The following is a 25023-nucleotide window of genomic DNA, read 5'->3' as shown; positions in this document are numbered from 1 at the left end:
TTCGAAATGCCCGTTGCACACGGAACTTCTCGCACCGGCGCTACTTTGAATGGGCAACGGAAGCATGCCCGATGAATGCCGAAACGGAACTCAAATTCCGCCTTGCGCCGCGAAAGCTGTCATCCGTGTTGCGCGCCGGCACATCGAACGGACGACGCGGCGACCGGTCCGAGCAGGATCTGGTGTCGACCTATTACGACACCGGCAAGCAGAAGCTCAGGCGACATGGTCTCACGCTCCGCGTCCGCAAGGCTGGCGATCGCTATGTGCAGACCGTGAAGGCCGGCGGCTCCGGAACGGTGACACGCGGCGAATGGGAACATGAGGTCGCAGGCGCGAAGCCCGACTTCGAGAAGATCAAGAACACGCCTCTTGCGGATCTCGCGTCCAAGAAACTTTCACGCAAGCTGCGGCCGGTGTTTCAGACCGAGGTCCATCGCACCACCGAGGCAAGGCGGGTGCGAAAGAGCCGGATCGAGCTCGCCGTCGACCGCGGCCGCATCGGCGCCGGGCGGCGCTCGCGGCCGGTCGCCGAGCTCGAGCTGGAATTGAAATCCGGGCAGGTCGCCGATCTGTTCAGACTGGCGCGCAATCTCGAACGCAGAACGGGCGCCGAGCTCGATCTGCGCTCGAAAGCGGAGCGAGGCTTTCAACTCGTGACGGGACACGGCGCAGGCGCGCAGCACGCCGGGCCGATCGAGCTGAAGGGCGAGCTCTCGCCGCGCAATGCCTTCGGCGTGATCGCGCATTCGACGCTTCGCCAGATTACGACGAATGCCGATCCGGTGCGGGAGATGGATTCGGAAGGTGTCCACCAGATGCGCGTCGGCCTGCGGCGCCTGCGGGCCGCGATCTCGCTGTTCTCCGACATCCTGCCGCGCGCCAGCACGGAACGGATCAAGGCCGAGCTCAAATGGCTTACGGGCGAGCTGGCGGCGGCGCGCGAGATCGACGTCTTCCTCACAGAAAGCATTCTGCCGATCGCCGGCCAGGGCGTCCCGAAACGCGGCGCTCGCGCGATCGCCAAGAAGTTTTCCGCGGAGCGAAGGGCCGCCTTCGCGCGCGCCCGCGAGGCCGTCGAATCGCCCCGCTACCGCCGCCTGCTGATCGACGTGATCGAGTGGATCGAGACCGGACAGCCCCGCGCCGATGACGACCAGTCGATTGCCGCTTACGCCGCGGCGGTGCTGGACCGCCGGATCAGGAAGGCGCGCAAGCAGGGCAAGCATCTGGACGATCTCGACCCGATGCAGCGTCACAAGCTGCGGATCAGGATCAAGAAGATCCGCTACGCCGTCGACTTCTTTGGGAGCCTCTACGGCAATCGCGACCGCAAGCAGCTCGCAAGCCTTTCCGGCCAGCTGAAGGCGATTCAATCCGCGCTGGGATCGCTCAACGACTTCATGACGCATCGCGAGCTGGCGACGGAGACGGCGTTGGCGGCGCCGCCGGCGAACCGGCGCGCGCAGGCTTTTGCATCGGGGTTCATCGTCGGCCGGGAGCGTGAGGCGGCGCGCAACCTGATGAAGGACGCCGCCGGGGAGCTTCATCGATTGCACCGGCTGCGCATCGCACCGGGCATATGACCACGAAAACCGGCACATTATCGGTCGTTGCAGACGTAGATCGGCTCCTTGCCGGATGACGCGCTGAAGCCGCTGCGGGCGTGGCCGTGGTGGCGTCCGGCCGGACGTTCACCTAACTTGGGTTAAGAGCGCCACAAAAGTTTCTCATTTCGCCCGGGTTCGCCGTCGTATTTTGGTCCAGGATTTTGTTCCTTCTCTGCGGCGGGGCAGGCTTCATGAACCTGGAGACCTGCGATGCGCCGTCATGTTGCGTTTGGTTTTGCTTTTACTTGTATTGTCGCGATTTCAACGGGCGCTGCCGATGCACGCCCCGCTCGATCCCTCCTCGTGGCGCCGCCGCCCGAGTGCAACGTCACCATGCCCTGCGACTTCTCCGGCTCGAACATGCGCACGACGGCATCGGGACTTGGCGCGCCGCGCGAGGGCACGGGACGCGTTGCCATCATGCGGGTTGCAACAGTGGAAGGCACGGCCCAAGTCGTCGGCGGCCGCCCTTCCGGCTGCCCGCGCTCTTTCTGCGGTTGCGCGGCGGCGATCCGCGTATTTGGCCACATCGTGCCGGGATTGAACCTGGCTGCGAACTGGCTGCGCTTTCCGCGGACCTCGCCCGCCCCCGGGATGGTCGCCGCGCGGCACGGGCACGTCTTCGTTCTGGAGCAGCATGTCGGGGGAGACGTGTGGATGGCGTATGACGGCAATTCAGGCGGCCGGGCCACGCGCATCCATGCGCGCTCGTTGCGCGGCTATGTGGTGGTGAATCCGCGGGTCGGGTGAGCGGGCGCCTACAGGCCCCGCGCGTTGATCCTGTCGCGCAGGCGATGACAGAAGTCGTCCAGCAGCGCCTGGAGCCTTTCGAAGTTGACCACGGTCCGGTCGGCTTGCGCGCGCTCGGTCGTGCCGGGCGCAAAAGCGCCGCGCAGGCGCACCAGATGGTTCAGCCGCTGGCGGCCGCTCGCCGCCCGGCTTTCCGCAAACTCGAGATGCTCGAGGTCATGGCCGAGCGAGTCTTCTTCCGCGATCAGCAGCTTGAGGATCGTGTCCCGGTTATGAGGCGGCAGATCGCCTCCGTTCAGAAGGCCGATATAGTGATCGATGTTGGCACGGGCGACATATCGTTGCATGACACTTCCCCCGGGTCGTTTTCGGCATGCCAGCACAAAGGGGAAATCGAGGCAAGCGGCTGTTGCGCGTCCTCGTAACACAAATAATCGCGCACAGCCTCAGAGGCGTGTGGCGAGGCCATTGCTCCGGCTTGGCACGGTCGCCCCGATCGTGTAACGCCACAGGAAAATTGCCGGGACGGAATGCCGATGGGGACTGCTGCGACCGACGACGCGGGCGATGCCAGCCGCGCGCTGATCTTCGCGCTGGTAGCGCTCGCCTGCGGGCACATGCTCTCGACCTTGCTGCGCACGATTCCGGCCGTCAGTCTCGACCTGATGGCGGCGGATTTCCGCATCGAGCCGCAGGCGCTGGCGAGCCTGACCTCCGTCTATCATTTCGCCTTTGCGGCCTCGCAGATCCCGGTCGGCGCGGCGATGGACCGGTTCGGCGTGCGGCCGGTGTCGCTCGGCCTGCTCGCAGGAACCGTGCTCGGCGCGGTGGCCTCGGGGTTTGCGACCGGACCTGAGAGTTTTGCGGTCGGGCAGCTCATGCTGGGCGTCGCGACCTCGGGCATGCTGATGTGCCCGATGACGCTCGCCGCCAAGCAATTGTCCGCGGCGCGGTTCGGATTGTGGTCGGGCGCCATCCTCTCGATCGGCAATGTCGGCATGCTGCTATCGTCGAGCCCGCTCGCCTTCGTGATCGACAATTTCGGCTGGCGCGCCGGGTTCTGGATCTCGGCGCTCGGCGGCATCCTCGTCGCGCTCGCGGTGTTCGTGCTGGTGCCGAGCCAGCCGGCCGAGCACAAGGACGACTCCTCGCCGTTGTCGCAGATGACGGAGGTGGTCAGGCTCGGCCTGTCGCGGCCGCTGCGCGGCGTGATCGCGCTGGCGCTGGTGTCGCTGGCGAGCACGCTGGTGCTCCGCGGCCTGTGGGGCGGACCATGGCTGATGGAGATCAAGGGACTGACGCGGGTCGAGGCCGGCAACCAGCTCGGTGCGTTCACGCTGGCGATGATCGCAGGTCCCCTGCTGATCGGCATGATCGACCGCAGGCTCGGCCGCCGCCGCGAGCTGGTCGCGGGCACCCACGCGGTCGCGGTGCTGCTGCTCGCGCTGATGGCGCTGGGAGCGCCGCACTTTGCCGTCGCATGGCTGTTCGGCGTGAACGTCATGCCGCCGTACTACGATCTGGCACTGTTCGTGCTGATCGGGCTCTTCACCTCCTCCCAGCCGCTGCTGTTCGGCATGTCCAGGCAACTCGTCGACGCGCAGGTCGCAGGCAAGGCACTCGCGGCCGTCAACCTCGCCTTCTTTCTCGGCACCGCGCTGATGCAATCCGTCACCGGCGCGGTGGCGGCGCTCGCCGGGCTGCCGGCCGTGCTGCTGTTCATGGCCGCGGCACTGGCGTTCGGCGTGCTGATCTTTTTGATCTACACGCGACCTGTCTGAGCCCCTTGCGAAATGCGGAAGCACAGGGGATGCTGCGCCGCTACTCGCATCAAGGGAATTCCAGTCCATGCCTGTCGACCACAAAGCCGCTACCGATCGTCTCATGCGCTTCCTCACTGTAGAGGGCGTCACCGGACAGGAGGCGGCGATCGGGCGTGAGCTCACAGCCGCGCTGAAGGAGGCCGGCGTGCCGGCGAAGGCGATCCGGCTCGACGATGCCAACACACGCATTCCCGTGCCGACCGAGACCGGCAACCTCATCGTCGACCTGCCCGGCCGCGGCGCGCTGCACAACCAGCCGCGGATCATGTTCATGACCCACATGGACACGGTGCCGCTGTGCGCCGGCGCCAAGCCGAAGAAGTCCGGCCGCAAGATCGTCAACGAGGCCAAGACCGCGCTCGGCGGCGACAACCGCTGCGGCTGCGGCGTGCTGGTGACGCTGGCCGCCGAGCTGGCAAAACAGAAGCTCGATCATCCGCCGATCACGCTGCTGTTCTGCGTGCGCGAGGAGAGCGGGCTCTATGGCGCGCGCCACGTCAAGCTGGACGAGCTCGGCTCGCCGGTGATGGCGTTCAACTATGACGGCGGCTCGGCGTCCAACGTCGTGATCGGGGCGGTCGGCGCCGACCGCTGGACCGTCGAGATCTTCGGCCGCGCCTCGCATGCGGGCGTCGCACCCGAGCGCGGCATCTCCTCAACCATGATCATGGCCCTCGCGCTTGCGGACGTGAAGGCCGGCGGCTGGTTCGGCAAGGTGGTGAAGGGCAAGCAGCAAGGCACCAGCAATGTCGGCCCCGTCACCGGCGGCGAAGGCCGCCCCGCGGGCGATGCCACCAACGTCGTCACCGACTACGTGCATGTGCGCGGCGAATGCCGCAGCCATGACGGAAAATTCTTCAAGGAGATCACCAAGGCCTACAAGGCCGCGTTCGAGAAGGCGGCAAAGAAGGTCACGAACGCGCAAGGCAAGTCCGGCAAGGTCAAGTTCAAGGCCGAGACCGACTACTATCCGTTCCGCATGAAGGAGAACCTCCCCGTGGTGAAGCGCGCGATCGAGGCGGTGTCCGCGGTCGGCGGCACCCCGAACGTCCGCGCCGCCAATGGCGGCCTCGATGCCAACTGGATGGTCCGCCACGGCATTCCGACCGTGACCTTCGGCGCCGGCCAGAACGAGGCGCATACGGTCGACGAGTGGATCAATCTCGACGAATACGATCGCGCCTGCGCGCTGGCGCTGCAGGTTGCGACGATGCGGTGAGTCAGGTTCGTAGGGTGGGTTAGCCGAAGGCGTAACCCACCACTGTTCGTATCCGCAGAGACAGAAGAGGTGGGTTACGCCAGCGGACTGCGCTACGCGCATCCGCTAGCTAACCCACCCTACGAAAAAAGAAAAAAACAGGGAGGCCATATGGCACGCATCGCAAAGATCGAGACCGGGCTCTACCGGATTCCCCTCCCCGTCACGCTGTCCGATTCCACCCATGGCGAGATCGCGGCGTTCGAGCTGATCACCTGCCGCATCCGCGATGCCGATGGTGCGGAGGGCGTCGGCTACACCTATACTGTGGGCCGAAATGGCGGAGCCACCGCCGACATCCTCGGGCGCGAGATTCCGCCGCTGGTCGAAGGGCGCGAGGCCGACGACACGGAGGCGATCTGGCATCACGTCTGGTGGGCGCTGCATTATGGCGGGCGCGGCGGGCCGACGGTGCTGGCACTCTCGGCGCTCGACATCGCGCTGTGGGACCTGAAGGCGCGGCGCGCGAAGCTGCCGCTATACCAGTTGCTCGGCGGCTTCGATGCGCGCGTGCCCTGCTATGCCGGCGGCATCGACCTCGATCTCCCGGTCGAGGCGCTGCTCAAGCAGACCGACGGCAATCTCGCGAAGGGATTCCGCGCCATCAAGATGAAGGTCGGCCGGCCCGACCTTGCCTCCGATGTCGCCCGCGTGCGGGCGATGCGACAGCATCTCGGCGACGGCTTCCCGCTGATGGCGGATGCCAACATGAAGTGGACGGTCGAGGAAGCGATCCGCGCCGCCCGCGCCTTCGTGCCCTACGATCTCACCTGGCTCGAGGAGCCTGTTATCCCCGACGACGTCGCGGGCCATGCCCGCATCATGCAGGCCGGCGGCGTGCCGATCGCGGCGGGCGAGAATTTGCGATCGCTGTGGGAGTTCAAGAACTACATCGTCGCGGGTGCGGTGTCCTATCCCGAGCCCGACGTCACCAATTGCGGCGGCGTCACCGCCTTCATGAAGATCGCGCGGCTGGCGGAGGCCTTCAACCTGCCCGTCACCAGCCACGGCGCGCACGACATCACCGTGCATCTGCTCGCGGCCTGCCCGAACCGCTCTTACCTCGAGGCGCATGGTTTCGGCCTGGACGCCTATATCGAGCATCCGCTGGTGCTCGAGGACGGCAAGGCGCAGGCCGCCTCGCGGCCGGGCCACGGCATCGGCTTCGACTGGAAGGGGCTGGCGAAGCTGGCGGCGTAGGCAACGCGCTCTGTTGCACGCGAGCTATTCGCTGGCACCGGATGCACGGGCCGAGGATTTCGGTATGGTGGCGGGTCGCCAAATTCGAGAGACCCCCGCCTTGACACCCGAGCTGCACCAGAAACTGACCGCGTGGCGCCGGCATCTGCATGCCCACCCCGAACTGTCCCTCCAGGAGAAGGAAACCTCTGCCTTCGTGCAGGACAGGCTCACCGAGCTCGGTATTCCCTTCGAGGCTGATGTCGGCGGCCACGGCATTGTCGCGACCTTGAGGCGCGGATCGGCGCAAGGGCGCGTCGGCCTGCGCGCCGACATGGATGCGCTGCCGATCACCGAGGACACCGGCCTGCCCTACGCCTCGACCAGTTCCGGCGTGATGCATGCCTGCGGCCATGACGGGCACACCGCCTCGCTGCTCGGCGCAGCGGCGCTGCTCGCCGCCGACACCAGCTGGAGCGGAACGGTCGATTTCATCTTCCAGCCGGCCGAAGAAGGTTATGGCGGCGCGCGCACGATGGTTGCGGACGGGCTGTTCGAGCGCTTTCCGATGGAGCGGGTGTTCGGCTTCCACAACTGGCCCGGTCTTCAGGCCGGCAGCATCGCGGTCCATGACGGCGTCGTCATGGCCTCCGGCGGACGCGTCACCATCACCATCGAGGGCCATGCGGGACACGCCGGCATGCCGCATCTGACGCGCGATCCCGTGATGACGGCCGGCCATCTGATCGTGGCGCTGCAGTCGATCGTCTCGCGCAGCGTCGATCCGCTCGACACCGCGGTGCTGTCGCTGTGCACGATCGAGGGCGGCACCGCGCCGAACCAGATCGCCGGACGCGTCACGATCCGCGGCACCCTGCGGTTTCATCGCGAGGAGATCAAGGACACCATCCTCAGTGGGATCGAACGGACCTGCGCCGGCATTGCCACGAGCTTCGGCGTCAAGGTCACGCCCGAGATCGTCATGGGCGTCGGCGTGGTGATCAACACGCCGGCCGAGGCGGGCCTCGCGCGCCTCGCCGCCGAGAAGGTGCAGGCCCCTCTCTGCCGCGACCTCGCGCCGAGCATGGCCGGCGAGGACTTCGCCTTCTACCTCAAGCATCGGCCCGGCGCCTTCGTCTGGATCGGCAACGGCGAATTGCGCGACGGCGCCGAGCTGCACGGCCCGCGCTACGATTTCAACGACGCGATCCTCCCCGTCGCATCCGGCTGGATGGCCGAGGTCGCCAAGACGGCGCTCAGCGCGAACTAGGGCGTGTACTCATAAATCGGCCGCATCAGCTTTACTCCCGAAGGCAGACCTCAGAGCGGACACACCGTGATGTCCGCTAAGGGCCAAAAGCGGACTTCATGCACCGCAGCAAGTGAATGGGATACGACCGACGGGCCGAGTATTGCGGTCAGCCCTGTTTTACGAATAGGTGCAGCTCCGTCACGTAAGGAAACGCGACGATGGGGTGCCCGATCAGCGCGGGATCATTTTGGATGATGCTATCAACCGCGGTGAGAACGCGGTCCTGTTCCTCACTCGGCAAGACAGCGATGAAGCTGGTCGACAGGGCGCGGTCCCTGATTCCGCTGGGCGGCATAGATTGACTGAATGGATAGCTTTTACTCTCCAGGTGGCGGAAGCGGGCATCGTCGAAGATCACGCGCCATTTGCCGGTAGACTGCCGCGGTGTATCACTCGCATAGCCATCCATGATCCTAGAAAACGCCGCGACCCAGGGTACGCGCTCGTCCCGCACATTCCAGATCAAAGCGAGAGCGCCGTTCGGCTTCAGAACTCGAAAAATCTCCCGTGTCGCCTTTTCATAGTCGAACCAATGAAAGGCGGTAGCGCAACAAACCAGACCCGCAACTCTATCAGGCGCCGGAATGCTCTCGGCACTACCGATAAGGACTTCAACTGCCGCCAGACGATCGACCGGAATGCGCGCAGCCATCTCAGCGATCGGTTCCACCGCCAGAATGTGCTTTCCGCTCAGTGCCAACAGCTCAGTAAATTTCCCGGTGCCAGCGCCAAGATCGATGATCGTGTCGGACTGCGGCAGGTCAGAGAGCAAGGCCACCGGATATTCGGGACGCCCGGAGACATACTCGCTCACTCTGCTCGAATAGCCGGCGGCAGTTGACGTCGCCATGGCTGGACTCCCCTCAACCTGGCAGCAACTGCAACATATCGAAGTCGCAAGTAGAGGTCACCTGTATTATCGACGTCTGCAACCCACGAGGATCGCTATGGCATCATTCGCGAGACCTTGGCCTGCAGACCTTACAGGCCTGCTCTGCCCCTAGAAGCGGACGTCCGATGCGACGCGACCAGGTTCGCATATGGGCTAATTGCCGAATGCGGACGATGAGCCGGAACGCGATTACTGGATAAACGTCGCCCCCTGCGATCGCCGACGCGCTAGACAGTCCGACAGATTTCAACGGCAGCTTAGGGTCAAAGGCTGCCTTAGCCAGCTTGCATGGCCCTGTTCAGGTCACCATCAGGAAGCAGACCTCGCGGCGCTCCGAGCTAGGGTCCGCCACGGGCCAGTTCCAGACGTCACATCACTTCTTCTTTTCCTGCTCGACAACATCGCGCCCCATCGAGAAGAACTCCTCCTCATGTGCAGCAATGGCCTGGTCAACAGTGACGAACCATCGACTGCGTTCCATCGGCTCGACTTCGATAAAAAGCTCGACAAATTGGCGATCGAACTCACGGCGGGCGTTGACCGTCACTGGCAAGACATAAAAGTCGGCGCTTTGGACGCAAAAAAGATGCGAAGCAACGTCCTCAAAGCATCTGAAGTGAACGGCTCTTTCGGCGTCAATTCGCTTCCAGATAGAGAGCTCTCGATACATCCGCATCCACAGACCAAGCCAATGATCGCGTAATAGGCTTTCCTATCGCGCTGCCCAGCTCTAGCGTACAGCACAAAGCGCCATGTCCGCTATGGGTCAAAGGCTGCCTTGGCCACTTGCATGGCCCCGTTCGAGTCCCCTTCAGGAAGCAGACCTCGTGTCCACGTCCTAGCACGCGAGGGCGGCGGGCCGGGTGCCCGCCGCCCTCCGGCATGATCAGCAGCCGCGACAGATGATCAGCTTGCGATTGATCTCCTCGTCGAGACGTCGCAGCTCGGCGTCGACGGGCGAGGTCTGCACAGGCGCGAACATGTCGCTGGGCCGCGGCTGTCGGTGTCCGACGGGAGCTTGCCGGAACAGGTCCGCGAACCTTGTCGGGGCGAGACTGCCGGGCGGGACGATCATCGAACGGGCGCCGGCGCGCGCGCCTTCTCCCGCCCGGAGGCTCGAAACCGGCCAGAGCAACACCGTAGCTGCGACGATGGTCACACCAAGTCTGATCGACATCATTCTTCTCCTATCGCGGTGACATTGCGAAGCCGCGCCTTGATAGGAGATGCCGGCTACCCGGCCATGTCGTCCGCGATGCGATCGCGTTACGGCTGAAACAGCCTGCGGAGCCTGCTTCAGGAAACTCCGGCTATTCGCCTGGATCTGCCGCCCGTCGCGGACGAGGCGAGGCTCCGCGCCAGCACGCCGGCGAGCTCCGCCGACACCAGCGGATGATGAACGAGCTCGGTGATGCCCGACGTCTCGAGCGAGGGCATCGCCAGGTCGCGCGTCGAGGGCGCCGCCAGGATGATCGGCAGATCCGGTGCGGCATCATGCAACGCCGCCGCGACATCGAGCGAGGAGCCTCCGGGCAGATGACACACCAGCGCCGCGTCGAAGCGGGCGTGCGCGGCCCGGCAGGCGGCGATGGCTTCCGCCAGCCTGGTGAAGCCGACGGGTTCGTAGCCGAGCGCCGCGAGGATCTCCTCATAGCGCAACAGGCGGCGGCGATCGGTGTCGATCACGAGCACGGTTTCGCCGGCGCCAAGGAGCGCCGGATCGGAGCCGTGTGAAGGCAGCTGCGGCTCGTCGGGCTCGCCCGATGGCAGCCAGACGTCGAAGCGCGTGCCGGCGTCCGGCCGGCTCCGCACCGCGACGGCGCCACCATGTTGCTCGACGATCTCGCGCACCGTCGCGAGCCCAAGGCCGTTGCCCTCCGAGCGGGTGGTGAAGAACGGCTCGAAGATCCGCTCCAGCGTCGCCTCATCCATGCCAGGACCGGGATCGGTGACTGAAATGACGATGAAGCGGCCAGGGCCGACCTCGCTGCGCCCGACCGGCAGCGGCCTTGCGAGATCGCATGTCTTGATGCGGAGCTCGATGCGGCCGGGCTCCTTCATCGCCTGCGCGGCGTTGTTGCACAGATTCAGGATGACCTGCTGCAACTGGGCCGGCTCCCCGGTCACGACGGAAGCTTCGGCCGTTTCGCTCACCTCGAGCCTGACATGCGAAGGCAGTGACGCGGCGAGCAGCGACCTGGTTTCGTCGATCAGGGTCTTGACGCACACGCGCTCCCGCCGGCCCTCGCCGCGGCGGCCGAAGCTGAGAATCTGCTCGACCAGCTCGCGCGCCCGCTCGCCGGCCCGGCGGATCTCGGCGAGGCTCGCGGCGGGCCGGCTTCCCGAGGGGATCCGCGCGTCGGCCATTTCGGCGTAGCCGAGAATTGCACCAACGATGTTGTTGAAGTTGTGGGCGATGCCGCTGGCAAAGGTTCCGATGGTCTCCATGCGGCGCGCCTGCTGCAGGCTCGCCTGGAGACGCTCCTTCTCGCCCTCGAGCCGGGCCCGCCTGATCGCATTGCCAATCGCATCGAAGGCCATGCGAAACAGCGAAACCTCGGACCAGTAGGTGAGCGCGTCTCCATGCACGGCATCGAAGCCGAGAATCCCGTCGCGGCTTCCGGAGGCCGCCATGATGCAGAGCCAGCCGCTGACGCCGGCTTCGGCGAGCAGGCTCATGGTGTCGTTTGGGTGCGGACAACTCACCTGGGGAATATAGACGATGCCGTCCTCGCGGCCGTCAAATCGCTGCGCGAAGTCCAGTGCCCGCTCCGGCCAGCCCTGCTCGAATTCGATGCCTTCGCGAGACCAGCGATAGGTATGCACCGTCGTGCCGGCAACGCAGGCGAAATAGGCGCGGTCCGCGCCGATGCATCCGGCAAGCTCGTGAAGCGCCATCTCGACATCCGCGGCGATCCGCTCGCTGTTCGAATTGATGAACAGCATCGAGATGTTGGCGATCACGTGCTCGAACGCGGCGCGGCGGCGCAGCGCCATGGCCCGTTTACGGAGCAGCATTCCGAAATAGATGATGCCGGAGAGCAGCAGCAGGGAGGTGATGTATTGCAGCAAACGCGTCTTGCGCGCCGAGGCGCGCGCGGCGTGCTGTCGTTTCAGGATGACCGCCAGCATGGCATCCTGCTCGCGGTTGTTGGAATCGGCGACCAGCGCCTTCAGGATGGTGTCGATATCGGGCAGCAGGTCATGCAGCATCTGTCCGTGGGTCAGCAGCGCCCGGACCGAATCCTTCTCCGCCGCCGGCGCCTGCAGTTGCGCCAGCTCCTCCAGGCGGTCCTCGACCTGGCGCGCAGCGGCATCCGAGGTGTCGAGCGTCAGGCGCAGCATGCCGGCCGCCAGCGCGGAGGCGGCCGTCACCAGCGGCCGGGAGTCCGACTCGGCCAGCTTGTCGCTGAACAGGCCGAAATAGGCAAAGGAGTTCTGCAGCAACGCATTCCTGCTCTTGAACCGCTCGATCAGGCTCTCCTGCCGGTCGGCCCGCGCCGACAGGACGTCGATGGCCCTCGCCTGCTCGACGTCGAGGCCCGCCGTGTCGCGCAACCGCGTCAGGGCATCGTCATAGGCATTCACCATCTGCACCAGCGCGTCATAATTGCGCGACAAGCCGGCGCGCGCGGTGAGGACTTCCCTGGTCATCCCGCGCTCGAACCGGGTGAAATCCCCGAGCGCCTCAAGCTGGCTGTCGTAACGCGCCGAATTGACGTTCAGCCCGTTCAACAAGAGCCAGGTGAGAAGCGCGAGCACGAACGCGACACTGACCACCGCGGGAGCTGATTTCATGGCGAGCCCCCGACGGGCGTGCCGCGATAGGTCCCGGTCAAGCTGTTGAGGAAGGCGACGAGCGCCCTGGCCTGCCGGTCCGTCAGCGTCGCATTCAACTGCGCCAACGCCATCTTGCGAACCGCGTCCTCCAGCGTCGGCGCGCTGCCATCATGAAAATAGGGGGCCGTCGTCGCGACGTTGCGCAGGCTGGGCACGCGCAGGATCTTCGGCTCGGGCGACGCCAGCGGGTGGAATATGCCGTGCCGCTCGAACAGATTGCCGCCGACGTTGACGCCCTGGTGACAGGCCGAGCAGCCCAGCGACTTGAACAGGCGGTAGCCGTCCAGCTCCTCGGCCGACAGGGCTGCGTCGTCGCCCTCCAGCCAGCGATCGAACCTGCTGCCGGGCGTGAGCAGCGTGCGCTGATAGCTTGCGAGCGCGTCGACGACGTCGCCGCCGTCCGGGCGCCGGCCATAGGCCGCGACGAAACGATCGCGCATGTCGGGATCGGCATCGAGCTTTGCGGAGATCTCCGCCGCGCTGCTGCCCATCGTGTGCGGGCTTTCCAGCGATGCCTTGATGTCAGCCTCGACGGTGCGGAATTTTCCTTCCCAGCTGAAGCGAAAGCTGAGCGTCGAATTGAAGACGGTGGGCGTGTTGAGCGCGAGCTCCACCCCGTCGAGATCGACATCGTGCCGCCTCTGGCTCGCACCGCTGGTCGCGACATCGTGGCAATATTGGCAGGTGCGGGAATTGTCATGCGAGAGCCGGCGATCGCCAAACAGCCTCTCGCCAAGTGCCGCCTTCAGTGGATCGACGGTGGGAGCCGGCGGAATCGGCGTGATCGGCTCCCCGCGGTCCAGTGCCGGCACCGGTGCCGGCGGCGACTGCGACGGCGCGGGCGTCACCTCCACGCAGCACAGCAACACCGCGCAGATGGCGATTACTCCGCCCCGATAGCCGGCGCCTGGCCCGGCTCCGCGAAATCCAGTCAATAGTTGCACTGTCAGTGATATGGGGTGGAAGTGGAAGCGACGGCGGCCGCTCAAGGGCTTTTGATCGAAGCGCGATGATGTCGTGAACGCGGCCACCACCAGACGAGAGCACAGAGGCCGAACATGCCGCCCCTGAGGTCGCCCGAGATCATCGAACGGCACGCAGCGTGGCACACGTCCAGCCCGGCGATGGCAAGGTAGATCACGTCAGCAATCATGACAGTACCTCACCGTCCACTCGATCTCCGAACGGCTGCGGATTCCGAGATCGCGCAGTGTCCGGTCGTCGAGTTCCGCCAAGGCCGCAACGGCCCTCCTGATCTCGCGCTCCCGGCGCACATGCGACAGCAGAAGCGTCAGCGTTTCACCGGCTGAGCGCAGCCAGCTCCAGCGCCGCTCCGGCTGCATGTCGCGCGGCAGGAGGCGATCGAGTTTGACGATGTTTTCGGTGCTCAGGGTTCCGCGGCCATCGCCGTTCTGCATCGGCTTCGCCGGCTCGCCCGCGTCCGGGTACGGCTCCCAATCCCGCCGCGCCGCCAGGATCGCATGAACCGGCATGGCTGCGGACGGATGCAATGCGGCGCCATAGAGAGCAAACCCTTCCATGAAGGCAAAGACCACCGACCGGATCACGCTGACCTCCCGGTCCGGCGCCGCAGCTTGCCGCGAGAGGTCCGAACCAGTCTCCACCTGGTCCAGCCTCGCGGTGCGGGCGAGACGGGCAACGCCGCGGCCATCGGACCAGGCGACCCGCGCCCCGTCGGGCTCTGCGTCATCCGGTCGAACGGAACGGATCACATTGCGAGAATGCGTCTTCATCGTAAATCTCCCACACGCTGTTGGTGGGAGGCAATGTGCAGGCCGGGCGTTACACCGAAATCACCGTCATCGGCAAAGGGGTTACAGTTGCAATCCCGCGGCCGCGTTTCTGTTTGAGCATGACCTTTTCGGAAAGCCGCTGCACGCTTTGCGCCAGTGCGATCCTCCGGGCGTGGATCATGCTCTAGAACGGTTCTACGGGAACCGCGAAGACATAGCCGACGCCGCGCTCGGTCTGGATGACGCGCGGCGCACTCGGATCGGCCTCCAGCTTGCGCCGCAGCCGCAGCACCTGAACGTCGATGCTGCGATCGAAGATGTCCTCATGGATACGGGTCGCCTGAAGCAGATGCTCGCGGGTCAGCGGGCGTTGCGGCGCCTCGAGGAAGGCCAGCAACAGGGCATACTCCCCCTTGCTGAGCGGGACCGGCGTTTCGCTGGGATCGATGAGCTTGCGGCCGCGGCGTTCCAGCTTCCATCCGCCGAAGCGATAGCCTCCGCGCTCGGGATCGCGGGCGCGCGCGGCCCGGCCCATCTCCTGTCGCCGCAACACCGCCCGGACACGCGCCAGCAATTCCCGCAAGGAGAACGGCTTGATGATGTAGTCGTCGGCGCCGAGCTCGAGGCCGACGATGCGATCGATCTCATCCGGGCGATGACCGGTCGTGATGATGACGGGCACGTCGGAATGCGAACGGATTTCCCGCAGCAGGTCGAGACCGTCCTCCTGACCGAGGCGAAGGTCGAGAATGATCAGGCTGGGCTGACTGGCTTCGAGATAGTGGTTCAGTTCAGACCTGCTGGACGCCGCCCTGGTCGGGACATTGTGCTCCTCCAGATATCTGATCACCATCTGTCGCAAGGTGGGATCGTCGTCGACGACGACGATGTGGCCAACATCTGCAAGCATACTTCTCTCTCAAAATCTGCCGTCACCAACAGAGTCGCGTCCTAAGATTTGCAATCACTCGAATAGTACAGGGGACTGCCAAAACCTCGCTGTGCGCGACGGCGTCCGTAACGCGTTGATGACGCTGTAACCCGGTATTTCTGCGGCCAAGTGCGTTGGATATCGCAGACGTGAAGCATTGTGATCCTAGCTAATGCTACTTTTAAGCGATTCCAGTGTCCCCGCCTGCTTGAATGTTCGCCGGCGACGAAGGGACTGTTCGGCGATGACGACGGGCCGCGTCGCTGGCGGCGATGTGACCGCTTGCATTTTCCCGAGGCGCAGCGTCGCCTGCAGCGGCGCGCCATGCGCTCGCGTGTTCAGCGTGCACCTAAGTCGCGAACGTGCGGCCGGGCGGGAGCGGCCGCACGGATCATTCGCGGGGATGCATCAGGAACGGGGCAGACCCAGAAGATACTGGTAGATCGCAGCGAGCTCGTCGTCGTCCATCCGCCCGATTGGCCGCCACGGCATTTGCTCGCCGAGCCGATGTCCGCTCGGATCGAAGCCCGTACGCATGGTGGCGATGAACTGCGCCTGGCTCCACTCCTTGACGACACCGAGGTCGGGCCCGAGCGGCGGCAACTGTCCGGGCACGCCGCCTGCGAGATCCTTGCCGTGACATTCGCGGCAGTCCTGATAGGACAGCAAGTACCTGCCGTAACGGGCTGTCGGCCCCTTCGGCGGCGCGATGATCACACCGGTGAACACCGGCTTGGCGTCCGGCAACAGTCCCGCGCCCAGCATCGCAAGGCCCAGCAGGCTGAAGCGATCCGGAGGCTCCGGCGTCTGCTCGCCGGTGGCGGGCAAGCTGCGGATATAGGCGATCACGGCCTTGGTGTCCTCGTCACTGAGCCGGCCGGCATTCGTGAAGGACATGATCGCGAGCCATCGTCCGCGCGCGTCGACGCCATTGCGAATGGCGCGAAAGATCTCGCCGTCGGACCAGTGCTTCAAGGCTCCGGCGGGAGTCAAATTCGCGGGCACGAAGGAGCCGATGGGAAGCGGGAGATCCCTGCCGACGTCGCCGCCACCCGAGAGCACGCCGCTGCTCGAGTGACATCCGGCGCAGAAGCTGTCGGCGACCGCCCTGCCACGCGCAATCCGCTCCGGCGTGGCCTCGACCTCGAGATCGGGGACCGGTGCGGAGCGCGAATGCTGCTTGACGATGCCGGCGGCCATCAGCGCGCTCACGCCGGACAGCGCAATGGCCGGCATTGCCGCCAGAAGCAGGCCGCACCATTTCACGAGAGGATGCCTGGCCCGCAGGGCGCACGCGCCGGACCAGACCAGAAGCGCGATCAGAGTAACGATCGCAGCCAGGGCGACGATATTCTGCATGGCCTTCCTCAACGAATTCTGCGCGGGGTCGAAGCCTGCGCAAATATGCCTGTCGTCAATCACCGCCTGCGGCTGAAACGGCCGCTCAATATCTGCGGCCCGCCCACCGGCGCACCGGCGGCTTACGAGCGTGCCGTTACCGTCCCGTTTCATCGCCCGGCGCTCGCGTTACAATTGTAATTCTCGGGCGCGGACATCATCGCCGCCCGTACGGCCGGCCCCGGCAGCGCCACGTTGCGTTTCCGGCGTAACCATTTGGCGGTCATCGGAAGCCTTGGTGTAACGACGATCCCCTCAATTGCCTCTGCTCAATCGAGCGGCCGCCCTGTTGGCGACCGAGCATCGATCATCAAGAGGTCATCTCCCATGAAGATTCTTATCGCTTCGACGCCTGCGACGGGTCATCTCAATCCGATGCTGGCGATCACGCAGATCCTGGTCGCCGAGGGCCACGAAGTTGCCTTCATGACGGGCACCGCCTTTCGTGCCCGCGTCGAGGCCAGCGGCGTCAAATTCTTTCCCCTGCCGGAGGGCGCGGACCTCGATCCGAACGACGTCTTCTCGCTGGTCCCGGAACTGAAATCCATCCCACCGGGGCTCGAGTGGTTCCGCGTGGCGTTGGAGCGCATCTTCGTCGACGCCATTCCGGCGCAACACCAGGGACTGCTGCAGGCGCTGCGGCAGTTTCCGGCCGACATCATCGTCGGCGACGACATGCTGTTCGGCGTGCTGCCGATGCTGCTCGGACCGCGCTCGCAGCGGCCGCCGATCGCGCTCTGCGGGACCTCGTTCCTGCATTGGGCGCGCGAGGACGGCGCGCCGAATTTCCTCGGCCTGCCGCCGGCAAAGACCATCGAGCAGCGCGATCAATATGCCGCCAAGGCCCGGGAGTTCGATGCGGCGGTCGATCAGCCGGTGTCGCTGCGCCTGAACCGGGCCCTCAAGTCCCTCGGCGTCGGGCCGATATCGATGCCGCTGTTCCATTCGGTGGTCGCGCTCGCGGATGCCTATCTGCAATTGTCCGTGCCGAGCTTCGAATTCCCCCGCGAGATGCCGTCTTCGGTGCATTTCGTCGGCACGCCTCCGATCATTGCCAACCAGGTTCCGCCGCCGTCATGGGCCGAGGAGCTCGACGGTACACGCAAGATCGTTCTGGTGACGCAGGGAACGGTGGCCAACCACAATTTCAACCTGCTGGTCGCCCCGACGCTGGCAGCGCTTGCCGACGAGCCCGACATCATAGTGATCGCGACCGCAGGCGGCCGTCCGGTCGACGCCATTCCCGGCAAGGTCCCGTCGAACGCGCGTCTCGCCCGCTATCTGCCGTTCGAATGGCTGCTGCCGAACGTCGACGTGCTCGTCACCAATGGCGGCTATGGCAGCGTCAACCAGGCCATGAGCTTCGGCATTCCGCTGGTCACCGCGGGATTGACCGAGGACAAGGCCGACGTCAACGCGCGGGTTGCATGGTCCGGCGTCGGCATCGACCTCGAAACCAACGAGCCGACGCCGGAAGCCATACGCAATGCGGTGCGAGCGGTGCTCGATCAGCCGCGCTATCAGCTGCGCGCGACGCAGATCGCGGACGAATTCGCCGAGATCGATACGCGCGCGGAGATTGTCCGGATCATCGGCGAACTCGTGACCGACGAGACCGAGGTCTCACGCCTGCGCGCAGTTGCGGCGAGCCAGGGGCGGCGTGCCGGCCGGCGCGCCTGATCGCCGCCGCCTGATGGAATGATGGAGCGCGGCGCGACTGCGCTCCAGCGCCTCGTGAAACTTCGCCACACGCCTTCGGATAGTCGTCCATGCGGATCGAACCGCACTCCTTCGCATTCACGGTGCTGCTCGGCGCTCTCGCGGCCGTGCCGTATTCCGGCATCGACATCAACCTGCCGGCACTGGCAGCCACCGGGGCCACGCTGGGCGCGAGCGCCTCGGACGTCGGCCTGACGATGAGCGCCTTCATGCTCAGCCTCGCCACGGCGCCGCTGATCTACGGACCGGTCTCCGACCGCCTCGGCCGCAAGCCGGTCCTGGCATTCGGCCTCGCGCTGTTCATCGCCGCCAGCATCAGTTGTGCGCTTGCCACCTCGCTGCCGCTTCTGCTCGTGTGCCGCTTCTTCCAGGGAATCGGCGCTGCGGCGACGGCCACGACCTTCGCCATCATCCGCGATCTGTTCGACGGCGACGCCGCACGCGGCAAGATCGCCAACGTCATGGTCGCGGTCAACGTCGCGACCGTCATCGCGCCGACGGCCGGCGCCGCCCTGCTGGCGGCGGCCGGCTGGCGATCGATCTATGCGGCCCAGACCGCGATCGGCGCGATGCTGCTGGTGGTGGTGATGTTTCGCTTCGCCGAGACCGCGACGATCGCACCTTCCGCACGCCTGATCCCGTCCGCCGTGACCGACAGCTACCGCCGAGTGCTGACGCATCCGGTTTCGTTGCCTTTCATCCTGGTCGGCGCCGCGGGCGGCGCGACGGTGTTTGCCTACGTCACGGGCGCATCGCTGTTCTTCGTCGGCGCCGTCGGGCTCTCGCCCGCGCAATACGGACTGATCTTCAGTGCCTGCTCGGCGTCCGTGATGGCCGGCGCCTTCGTCGACGGCCAGCTCGGCCGGCGCGGGATATCCTCCAGCCACATGCTCGCGACCGGGCTGACGCTGTCGTCGGCGGCCAGCGTCGCCCTGCTCGCGATGACGTCGGCCGGCTGGATGCCCACGGCGCTCGTCGTCGTGCTCTTGATGGCGGTGGCGCTCGGCTTCGGACTGAGCGTGCCGAACGTGATGAGCGCGACGATGCAGCACCTCCCCGACATCGCCGGCGCCGTCAGCGCGGCTGCCGGGAGCGTTCAACTGATCGCAGGTGCGGTATCGAGCGGACTGGTGGCGGCGCGTTTCGACGGACGGACCGCGCTGTCGATGACGGCGGTCATGGCTGCGTCGTCGCTCCTCGCTTTGGGCCTTTATCTTCTCGTCGCGCGTCCCGCCGACCGTCGTTTGCAGTCGCGGGCGATCGATGCCGGCACGGCGATCCGGAGCCCCACGGGATCCTGAGGCGCAGGCGGTCGTCGGCGCATACCCGCTGCCGGCAGGTCCCGGTCTGCTCCCCGCAACCCCTCTCAACTTGCTGCGGCAATGCACCCCGATCGGGCGCATCTGCCGCCGTGAGCACGCGCGACGGACAGAGCAGCAAGGATGGCCAGCGGGCTTCGCATTTGGCTTCTCCCCGATGCCATGAACTACGCCGTCGGCTTGATATTCTGGTTCAGGCGGAAGAAATTGGTCGGATCATACTTGGTCTTGAGCGCGGCCAAGCGCGGATAGTTCTCGCCATAGGCGTCGCGAACACGATCCTCGCCCTCCTCGCCGAGATTGTTCGCGTAGACGCCGCCGGTCGAATAGGGCCTGACCGCGCTCCACAGTTCGCGCGCCCAATGCATGTTCGCGTCGTCGTCGGCCGGATCATCCCAGATCGCGACCGGGAAGCAGTCGAACGCTGCATCGCGGTTTGCGTAGGGCGAGTCGGATGCCGGAACGCGCGCAATTGCGCCGCCGACGTGCTGGAAGACCAATAGCGACGACGTGTTCGGCGCGCTCGCATAGGCGTCGAGCAGCGCGTCGATCGCACCCGCACGGACCTCGCGCAGGAACTGCGCCTTCCAGTAGTAGCGGCGTCCCCGCGGAAACAGGGCATCGCCGCCCGACTGAATCTCGAGATAGGGAACGCTTGCGAGGCGGGTCTCGACGGGCGAGCCGAACTTGATGATCGGTGAAAGCGCTTGCTCGCCGTCATGATGCGAGCCGACATAGCAGCCGGAGATGCTGAAGTATCGATCTCCCGACGGAAGCGTCACGAGGGCAGCATCGACGTTGACCTCGTCGGCAGCGTTGCGGGCGAATTCATCGTAGAACCGCATGGCCTCGCGCGCCTGATCGAAAGGATGAAGCGCCGACGCAACGAGCAATGAGGTACCGATGGAATGGAGTCGGTATTCGAACGCAGTCACGATGCCGAAGTTGCCGCCGCCGCCTCGAAGGCCCCAGAACAGGTCGGGGTGTTCGGTCGCGCTGGCCCTCAGGATCTTTCCATCGGCCGTCACCACTTCGGCGGCAATCAGGTTGTCGCAGGTCAGTCCGTATTTTCGCCCGAGCTTGCCGAAGCCGCCGCCGAGCGTGAGCCCGGCGATGCCGGTATCGCTGTTGACTCCCATGGTGGTCGCCAGACCGTGCGCCTGCGTGGCACGATCGAACTCGCCGAGATCGAGGCCTGCCTCTGCGCGCGCGGTGCGACGGACCGGATCGACCTCGATGCGCTTCATCCGCGACAGGTCGATGACCATGCCGTCGTCACAGACCGAGAGGCCAGCGACATTGTGGCCTCCGCTGCGAACGGCCACCGGGAACGTGCGGGATCTCGCGAACGACACGGCCTCGACCACATCCTGCGCATCCGCGCAGTAGACGATCACGGCCGGCTTCTTGTCGATGGCGCCATTCCAGACCTTGCGCGCCTCGTCGTAGCCGGCGTCCCCCTTGAAGACCACCTTGCCCTTGAGCCGCGCCTGTGGGGCGGACCAGGGTTCGGAGTCCGATTTGCCCATCAAGTCGTCGTCTGGCTGCCGCTGCTCCATCCGATTTGCTCCTCGCCGCCACTGCCCATGCCATGGTCTCACGGAGCGCCGGATCGTTTCCTGAATCCGATCGGAAAAAGTTGCAAATTTCGCCAAAAATGGTGTCTCTAGGCCATGGCGACGATCTACGATTTTGGTCCCTTTCGTCTCGAGACAGACGCCGGCACGCTGTTTCGCGACGCCGAGCCGGTTGCTCTCGGCGGACGCGCGATCGCACTGCTTCGGCTGCTGCTGGAGCAGGCTGGAAAGCCGGTCGCCAAGGACGCGCTGATGGAAGCGGCCTGGCCGGGACTCGCCGTCGAGGAAAGTAATCTGACCGTACAGATAGCGGCGCTGCGCCGGACGTTTGCAGACGTCGAAGGCGGCAGCAGTTGGATCGAGACCCTGCCGCGCCGCGGTTACCGTTACGTCGGCCCGCCAGCCGCAGCCCTGTTCGATGGCAGCCGGCAAACGTTGCTCCCGTCTACTCCCTCCGAAAAGCCATCGATCGCCGTGCTGCCGTTTTCGAACTTGAGCGGCGATCCGGCTCAGGACTACTTTTCCGACGGAGTCACGGAAGACGTGATTACGGAATTGTCGCGTTTCCGGTCGCTCTTCGTCGTGGCCCGCCATTCCAGCTTCGTCTACCGCGCCAGGACGTCCGACATCAGAGAGATCGGCCGCCAGCTCGGCGTACGATATCTGGTGGAAGGGAGCGCACGCCGGATCGAAAAACGGGTGCGGGTGACCGTCCAGCTTCTGGATGCCGTGAGCGGCTTCACCCTTTGGACGGAGCGCTACGACCGCGAGATCGAAGACATATTCGCCATCCAGGACGAGATCGTCGGCAGGATCGTCTCGGCGCTACCCGGCCGTGTCGAGAACGCGGGCCGCGAGATCGCAAGAGGCAAGCAGACCTCGAACATCACGGCCTACGATCTCGTCTTGTTGGGGAACGAGCGATGGCGTCAGTTGACCGTAACAAGTATGGATGAGGCGAAGGGTTGCTTCACAAGAGCCGTGGAGTTCGATCCAGCGTATGCACGCGCTCACGCCAATATCGCCTGGACGATCGTCTGCGCCGCGTTTCTGGAATCACCCGCCGCGCCTTCGCTGGATGACGCGCGTCGCGCGGTCGAGATCGCGCTCGACCTCGATGAGAATGATGCCTGGTCGCACGGCGTCTTCGCCCAGCTTCTTTTCCTGCAGAACCGTGACCAGGAGGCCGAAACTCACTTCAAGCGGGCTCTGGCACTCAACCCGAACGATGCCGACGTCGCCGCCGCGTTTGCCAATATCCTGGTCTACTGGGGACATTGGCGGGAAGCGCTCACATGGATCAGATCGGCCAAGCAGCTCAACCCGTTTCCACCCAACATCTACCATTGGTATCACGCGCTGGCGCTCTATTCGGCGCGCGACTACGAACAGGCGATCAAGGTGCTCAGGGAAGCGCGATCGAGTGATCGCTGGTCCCACGCGCTGCTTGCGGCGTGCTACGCGCAAACCGATCGACTGAGTGAGGCGGACATCGAGGTGCGTGCATTCATTCGAGAGCGAGGTCTGGAATTGAGCGAGCGTGGCGAGGCGCTGCCGGTCAACACGCTCGAACTCGCCCGGATACGCGCCGCCAGGTACAGAGATCCCACCGACCGCGACCATTTCCTCGACGGCTTACGCAAGGCCGGCCTGAGTGGCGAGCTCGCCGATTTCGCATAGCGGCCGAAGCGGCAAAAACGGTCGAGCCACCGATCACATCGTTTCTGATCAGCCCGCGGCCGCAATCCTCGCACGGAAGCTCGCCTGACCCTGCATGATCTTGTCGAGCAGCGCGTCGAGCGCCCAGAACCGCTCGCGGATGTCGAAGTCGACGGCCCGGCTGTGGACGCATGCGAACGTGCCGAGCCTCTGATGGTACAGTTTTGCGAGCTTGGGATAGCCCATCGGCTCGGCCATGGCCGCGAGCGCGAGGTAGACGGAGAGATCGTCGGCCAGCGCCGGATGCCGCGAGCTGTCGGTCAACAGCCATTTGTAGAGATCGGGGTGGAAGTTCGTGAACACGCCGGTGAAGCCGGCGGATCCGCTTCTCATGGCGTCAAAGGCGATCGCCGCATTGGCGTTGACGATCGCGAGCGAGGAGTTTTTCGTCAGCGTCACGCGGCGCTTCACGGTGTCGAGGTCGCAGGACACATCCTTGAGAATCGCGAACCGTCCGCTCTCGGCACAGAACGCCAGTTCGTCGTCGGATAGGAGCCGGCGGAACGGCGCGGGGCATTCGTAGAGACCGAGAGGAAGGCCGGCGGGGAGCGCGCCGAGCAGATGGCGCAGATTGTCCATGAAGACGGCGCCGCCCTGCCCCTTCGGATCGAACCGGTTCGTCACCAGGACCAGTCCGTCCACGCCGGTTTTGGCGATGGAGGTCAGCTCGGTCACCTGATCCTCGCGCGATTCACTGACGTGGCCCGAGGCAATGACGGGCACCCTGCCGGCTGCCGTTCGGGCGACGAAACGCGCCAGCGCGATGCGCTCATCGAGGTTCAGGAACTGCATCTCGCTCGACTGGGCCACGGCGAACAGCGCATCGGCGCCATTGGCAATGTACCATTCGATGAGGTTTTCCAGGCCCGCATAGTCGATCGCGTTCGCTTCGGTGAACGGCGTCAGCATCACCGGAATGATGCCTTTGATGGTTGCAGTCACAAGTCAGCTCCAACAACGTTGAAATCGATGACAGGCGAGAGCCCGTCGCAAAGGGATACGCGCGCAGGTCCTCACGAGAGGGCCTCGGCAGTGGGCATGCCGCGCTGTGCGCCATGTGCAAGGCAGGCCAGCGAGGCGCCGCGGCACGCGCGGGCAAGCACTTCATTCCAGCCACGCTCCTCGTCGAGTCCTGCCGCCAGGATGCCGACGAACGTGTCGCCCGCCCCGGTCGTGTCGATCGGGATGATCCGCTCGGCCGAAACGGCGAGGCGCGTGCCATCCGGATGAAACGCGCGCGCACCCAACGGTCCCGCGGTCACGATGCAGGTCACGCCGCCGGTGGTCGCGAGCAGGGCGGCGGCCTCCTCAAAACTTTCGCCGCTCCAGCCGAGCCGCAGCGCAGCAACACGGGCCTCGTGCTCGTTCACGACGAGAACGCTGGTCACGGCAAGAAGCGAACGCAGATCGTCCGTGCTGAGCCGCTCCGGCACGGGCGCGAGATTCCAGATCACGCGACCTCCCGCCTTGCGGACGGCGCGCGCAGCGCTGAGCGAGGCCTGAAGCGGGACCTCCATCTGAAGGACGAGGGTCGTCGTCGTCGAGGAAAGTTCGGCCGCCGGTATCGCGTCCGCCGTGAGATATCCATTGGCACCGCTCGCGACCGTAATGGCATTCTCGCCGTCGGCACTGACGGTGATGAAGGCACACCCGGTCGGCTCGGTGCCTGTCGCGACGCGGTCGACGATGACCCCGTTGGCCGCGAGGTTGTCCACGCAGAGCCGGCCGAACCCATCACGTCCGATCCGGCCGACCATGGCCACCCGCCCCTGCGGCGACACGCGCGCGGCGGCGACCGCCTGGTTGGCGCCCTTCCCGCCGCAGAGCGTCACGTAGCCGGTCGCGAGCACTGTCTCGCCGGGTCTGGCAATTGCGTCGACACCCGCGACGAGGTCGACATTGATGGAGCCGAAGACGGTGATCAGAGACATGCACGATCTCC

The 25023-nt window shown here is 65.4% G+C and carries 21 protein-coding genes; 9 read left to right on the top strand and 12 right to left on the bottom strand.

All coding sequences use genetic code 11. From position 1 onward, the window contains the following. The first annotated feature begins 71 nt into the window (after positions 1 to 71). Positions 72 to 1586: a CYTH and CHAD domain-containing protein gene (locus JQ603_RS25305; protein ID WP_212343397.1), complete on the top strand. Its 1515-nt coding sequence runs from the start codon at positions 72 to 74 to the stop codon at positions 1584 to 1586. Between the two features lie 234 nt (positions 1587 to 1820). Then, a complete protein-coding gene (locus JQ603_RS25300; RefSeq protein ID WP_212343396.1) occupies positions 1821 to 2360 on the top strand; it encodes a hypothetical protein in 540 nt (179 codons plus the stop codon). 8 nt (positions 2361 to 2368) lie between these two features. On the opposite strand, the gene JQ603_RS25295 is transcribed toward JQ603_RS25300, so the two are convergent. Further along, positions 2369 to 2707 carry a hypothetical protein gene (locus JQ603_RS25295; RefSeq protein WP_212343395.1) on the bottom strand — a complete coding sequence of 113 codons (339 nt, stop codon included), beginning with the start codon at positions 2705 to 2707 and terminating at the stop codon, positions 2369 to 2371. A 189-nt stretch (positions 2708 to 2896) separates the two neighbouring features. Between JQ603_RS25295 and JQ603_RS25290 the strand changes: the two genes are divergently transcribed. From JQ603_RS25290 to JQ603_RS25275, 4 genes are all read left to right on the top strand, one after another. Next, positions 2897 to 4141 carry an MFS transporter gene (locus JQ603_RS25290; protein ID WP_212343394.1) on the top strand — a complete coding sequence of 415 codons (1245 nt, stop codon included), beginning with the start codon at positions 2897 to 2899 and terminating at the stop codon, positions 4139 to 4141. Positions 4142 to 4208: 67 nt separating this feature from the next. After that, the gene (locus JQ603_RS25285) at positions 4209 to 5402 is read left to right on the top strand and encodes a M20/M25/M40 family metallo-hydrolase (RefSeq protein WP_212343393.1); all 1194 of its coding nucleotides are present in this window, start codon (positions 4209 to 4211) and stop codon (positions 5400 to 5402) included. A gap of 150 nt (positions 5403 to 5552) precedes the next feature. After that, on the top strand, positions 5553 to 6641 hold the full coding sequence (locus JQ603_RS25280; protein WP_212343392.1) for a mandelate racemase/muconate lactonizing enzyme family protein: 1089 nt from the start codon (positions 5553 to 5555) through the stop codon (positions 6639 to 6641). 100 nt (positions 6642 to 6741) lie between these two features. Continuing rightward, entirely contained in the window at positions 6742 to 7890 is a 1149-nt protein-coding gene (locus JQ603_RS25275; protein WP_212343391.1) for an amidohydrolase, read from the top strand. A 148-nt stretch (positions 7891 to 8038) separates the two neighbouring features. Here the strand turns inward: JQ603_RS25275 and JQ603_RS25270 are convergent, their stop codons facing one another. The 8 genes from JQ603_RS25270 to JQ603_RS25235 all read right to left on the bottom strand — a co-directional run bounded on the left by JQ603_RS25270 (position 8039) and on the right by JQ603_RS25235 (position 16708). Beyond that, positions 8039 to 8782 carry a class I SAM-dependent methyltransferase gene (locus JQ603_RS25270; RefSeq protein ID WP_212343390.1) on the bottom strand — a complete coding sequence of 248 codons (744 nt, stop codon included), beginning with the start codon at positions 8780 to 8782 and terminating at the stop codon, positions 8039 to 8041. 415 nt (positions 8783 to 9197) lie between these two features. After that, positions 9198 to 9494: a hypothetical protein gene (locus tag JQ603_RS25265; protein ID WP_212343389.1), complete on the bottom strand. Its 297-nt coding sequence runs from the start codon at positions 9492 to 9494 to the stop codon at positions 9198 to 9200. Positions 9495 to 9710: 216 nt separating this feature from the next. Continuing rightward, positions 9711 to 10001: a hypothetical protein gene (locus JQ603_RS25260; RefSeq protein ID WP_212343388.1), complete on the bottom strand. Its 291-nt coding sequence runs from the start codon at positions 9999 to 10001 to the stop codon at positions 9711 to 9713. Positions 10002 to 10120: 119 nt separating this feature from the next. Then, positions 10121 to 12622, bottom strand: coding sequence for a two-component system VirA-like sensor kinase (locus JQ603_RS25255; protein WP_212343387.1), 2502 nt, complete (start codon positions 12620 to 12622; stop codon positions 10121 to 10123). Next, positions 12619 to 13518: a cytochrome-c peroxidase gene (locus JQ603_RS25250; protein ID WP_349630759.1), complete on the bottom strand. Its 900-nt coding sequence runs from the start codon at positions 13516 to 13518 to the stop codon at positions 12619 to 12621. Before JQ603_RS25250 ends, JQ603_RS25255 begins: the two co-directional genes overlap by 4 nt. Before the next feature lie 288 nt (positions 13519 to 13806). After that, positions 13807 to 14418, bottom strand: coding sequence for a DUF1127 domain-containing protein (locus JQ603_RS25245; protein ID WP_212343386.1), 612 nt, complete (start codon positions 14416 to 14418; stop codon positions 13807 to 13809). A gap of 184 nt (positions 14419 to 14602) precedes the next feature. Next, complete coding sequence (locus JQ603_RS25240) at positions 14603 to 15328, bottom strand: response regulator (protein ID WP_212343385.1); 726 nt, start codon at positions 15326 to 15328, stop codon at positions 14603 to 14605. 429 nt (positions 15329 to 15757) lie between these two features. Beyond that, positions 15758 to 16708, bottom strand: a complete 951-nt coding sequence (locus tag JQ603_RS25235) for a c-type cytochrome (RefSeq protein WP_245003845.1) — start codon at positions 16706 to 16708, stop codon at positions 15758 to 15760. A gap of 366 nt (positions 16709 to 17074) precedes the next feature. Here JQ603_RS25235 and JQ603_RS25230 point away from each other — a divergent pair, with 366 nt between their 5' ends. Beyond that, complete coding sequence (locus tag JQ603_RS25230) at positions 17075 to 18427, top strand: glycosyltransferase (protein ID WP_212343383.1); 1353 nt, start codon at positions 17075 to 17077, stop codon at positions 18425 to 18427. A gap of 89 nt (positions 18428 to 18516) precedes the next feature. Continuing rightward, entirely contained in the window at positions 18517 to 19767 is a 1251-nt protein-coding gene (locus JQ603_RS25225) for an MFS transporter (RefSeq protein WP_212343382.1), read from the top strand. A gap of 185 nt (positions 19768 to 19952) precedes the next feature. Here JQ603_RS25225 and JQ603_RS25220 read toward each other — a convergent pair whose 3' ends face one another. Beyond that, on the bottom strand, positions 19953 to 21344 hold the full coding sequence (locus JQ603_RS25220; RefSeq protein ID WP_212343381.1) for an FAD-binding oxidoreductase: 1392 nt from the start codon (positions 21342 to 21344) through the stop codon (positions 19953 to 19955). 114 nt (positions 21345 to 21458) lie between these two features. On the opposite strand from JQ603_RS25220, the gene JQ603_RS25215 reads away from it, so the two are divergent. Then, positions 21459 to 23042, top strand: coding sequence for a winged helix-turn-helix domain-containing tetratricopeptide repeat protein (locus JQ603_RS25215; protein ID WP_212343380.1), 1584 nt, complete (start codon positions 21459 to 21461; stop codon positions 23040 to 23042). Between the two features lie 48 nt (positions 23043 to 23090). On the opposite strand, the gene JQ603_RS25210 is transcribed toward JQ603_RS25215, so the two are convergent. Then, positions 23091 to 24023 (bottom strand): dihydrodipicolinate synthase family protein, encoded by a 933-nt coding sequence (locus JQ603_RS25210; RefSeq protein ID WP_212343379.1) that lies wholly within the window; start codon positions 24021 to 24023, stop codon positions 23091 to 23093. Between the two features lie 71 nt (positions 24024 to 24094). Beyond that, complete coding sequence (locus tag JQ603_RS25205; protein ID WP_349630758.1) at positions 24095 to 25012, bottom strand: ribokinase; 918 nt, start codon at positions 25010 to 25012, stop codon at positions 24095 to 24097. Between the last annotated feature and the right edge of the window lie 11 nt (positions 25013 to 25023).

Source organism: Bradyrhizobium liaoningense (assembly GCF_018130825.1).
Classification (GTDB): Bacteria; Pseudomonadota; Alphaproteobacteria; order Rhizobiales; family Xanthobacteraceae; genus Bradyrhizobium; species Bradyrhizobium liaoningense_B.
The sequence above is the reverse complement of the archived record's forward strand: the minus strand, read 5'-3'. Positions and strand labels throughout refer to the sequence as shown.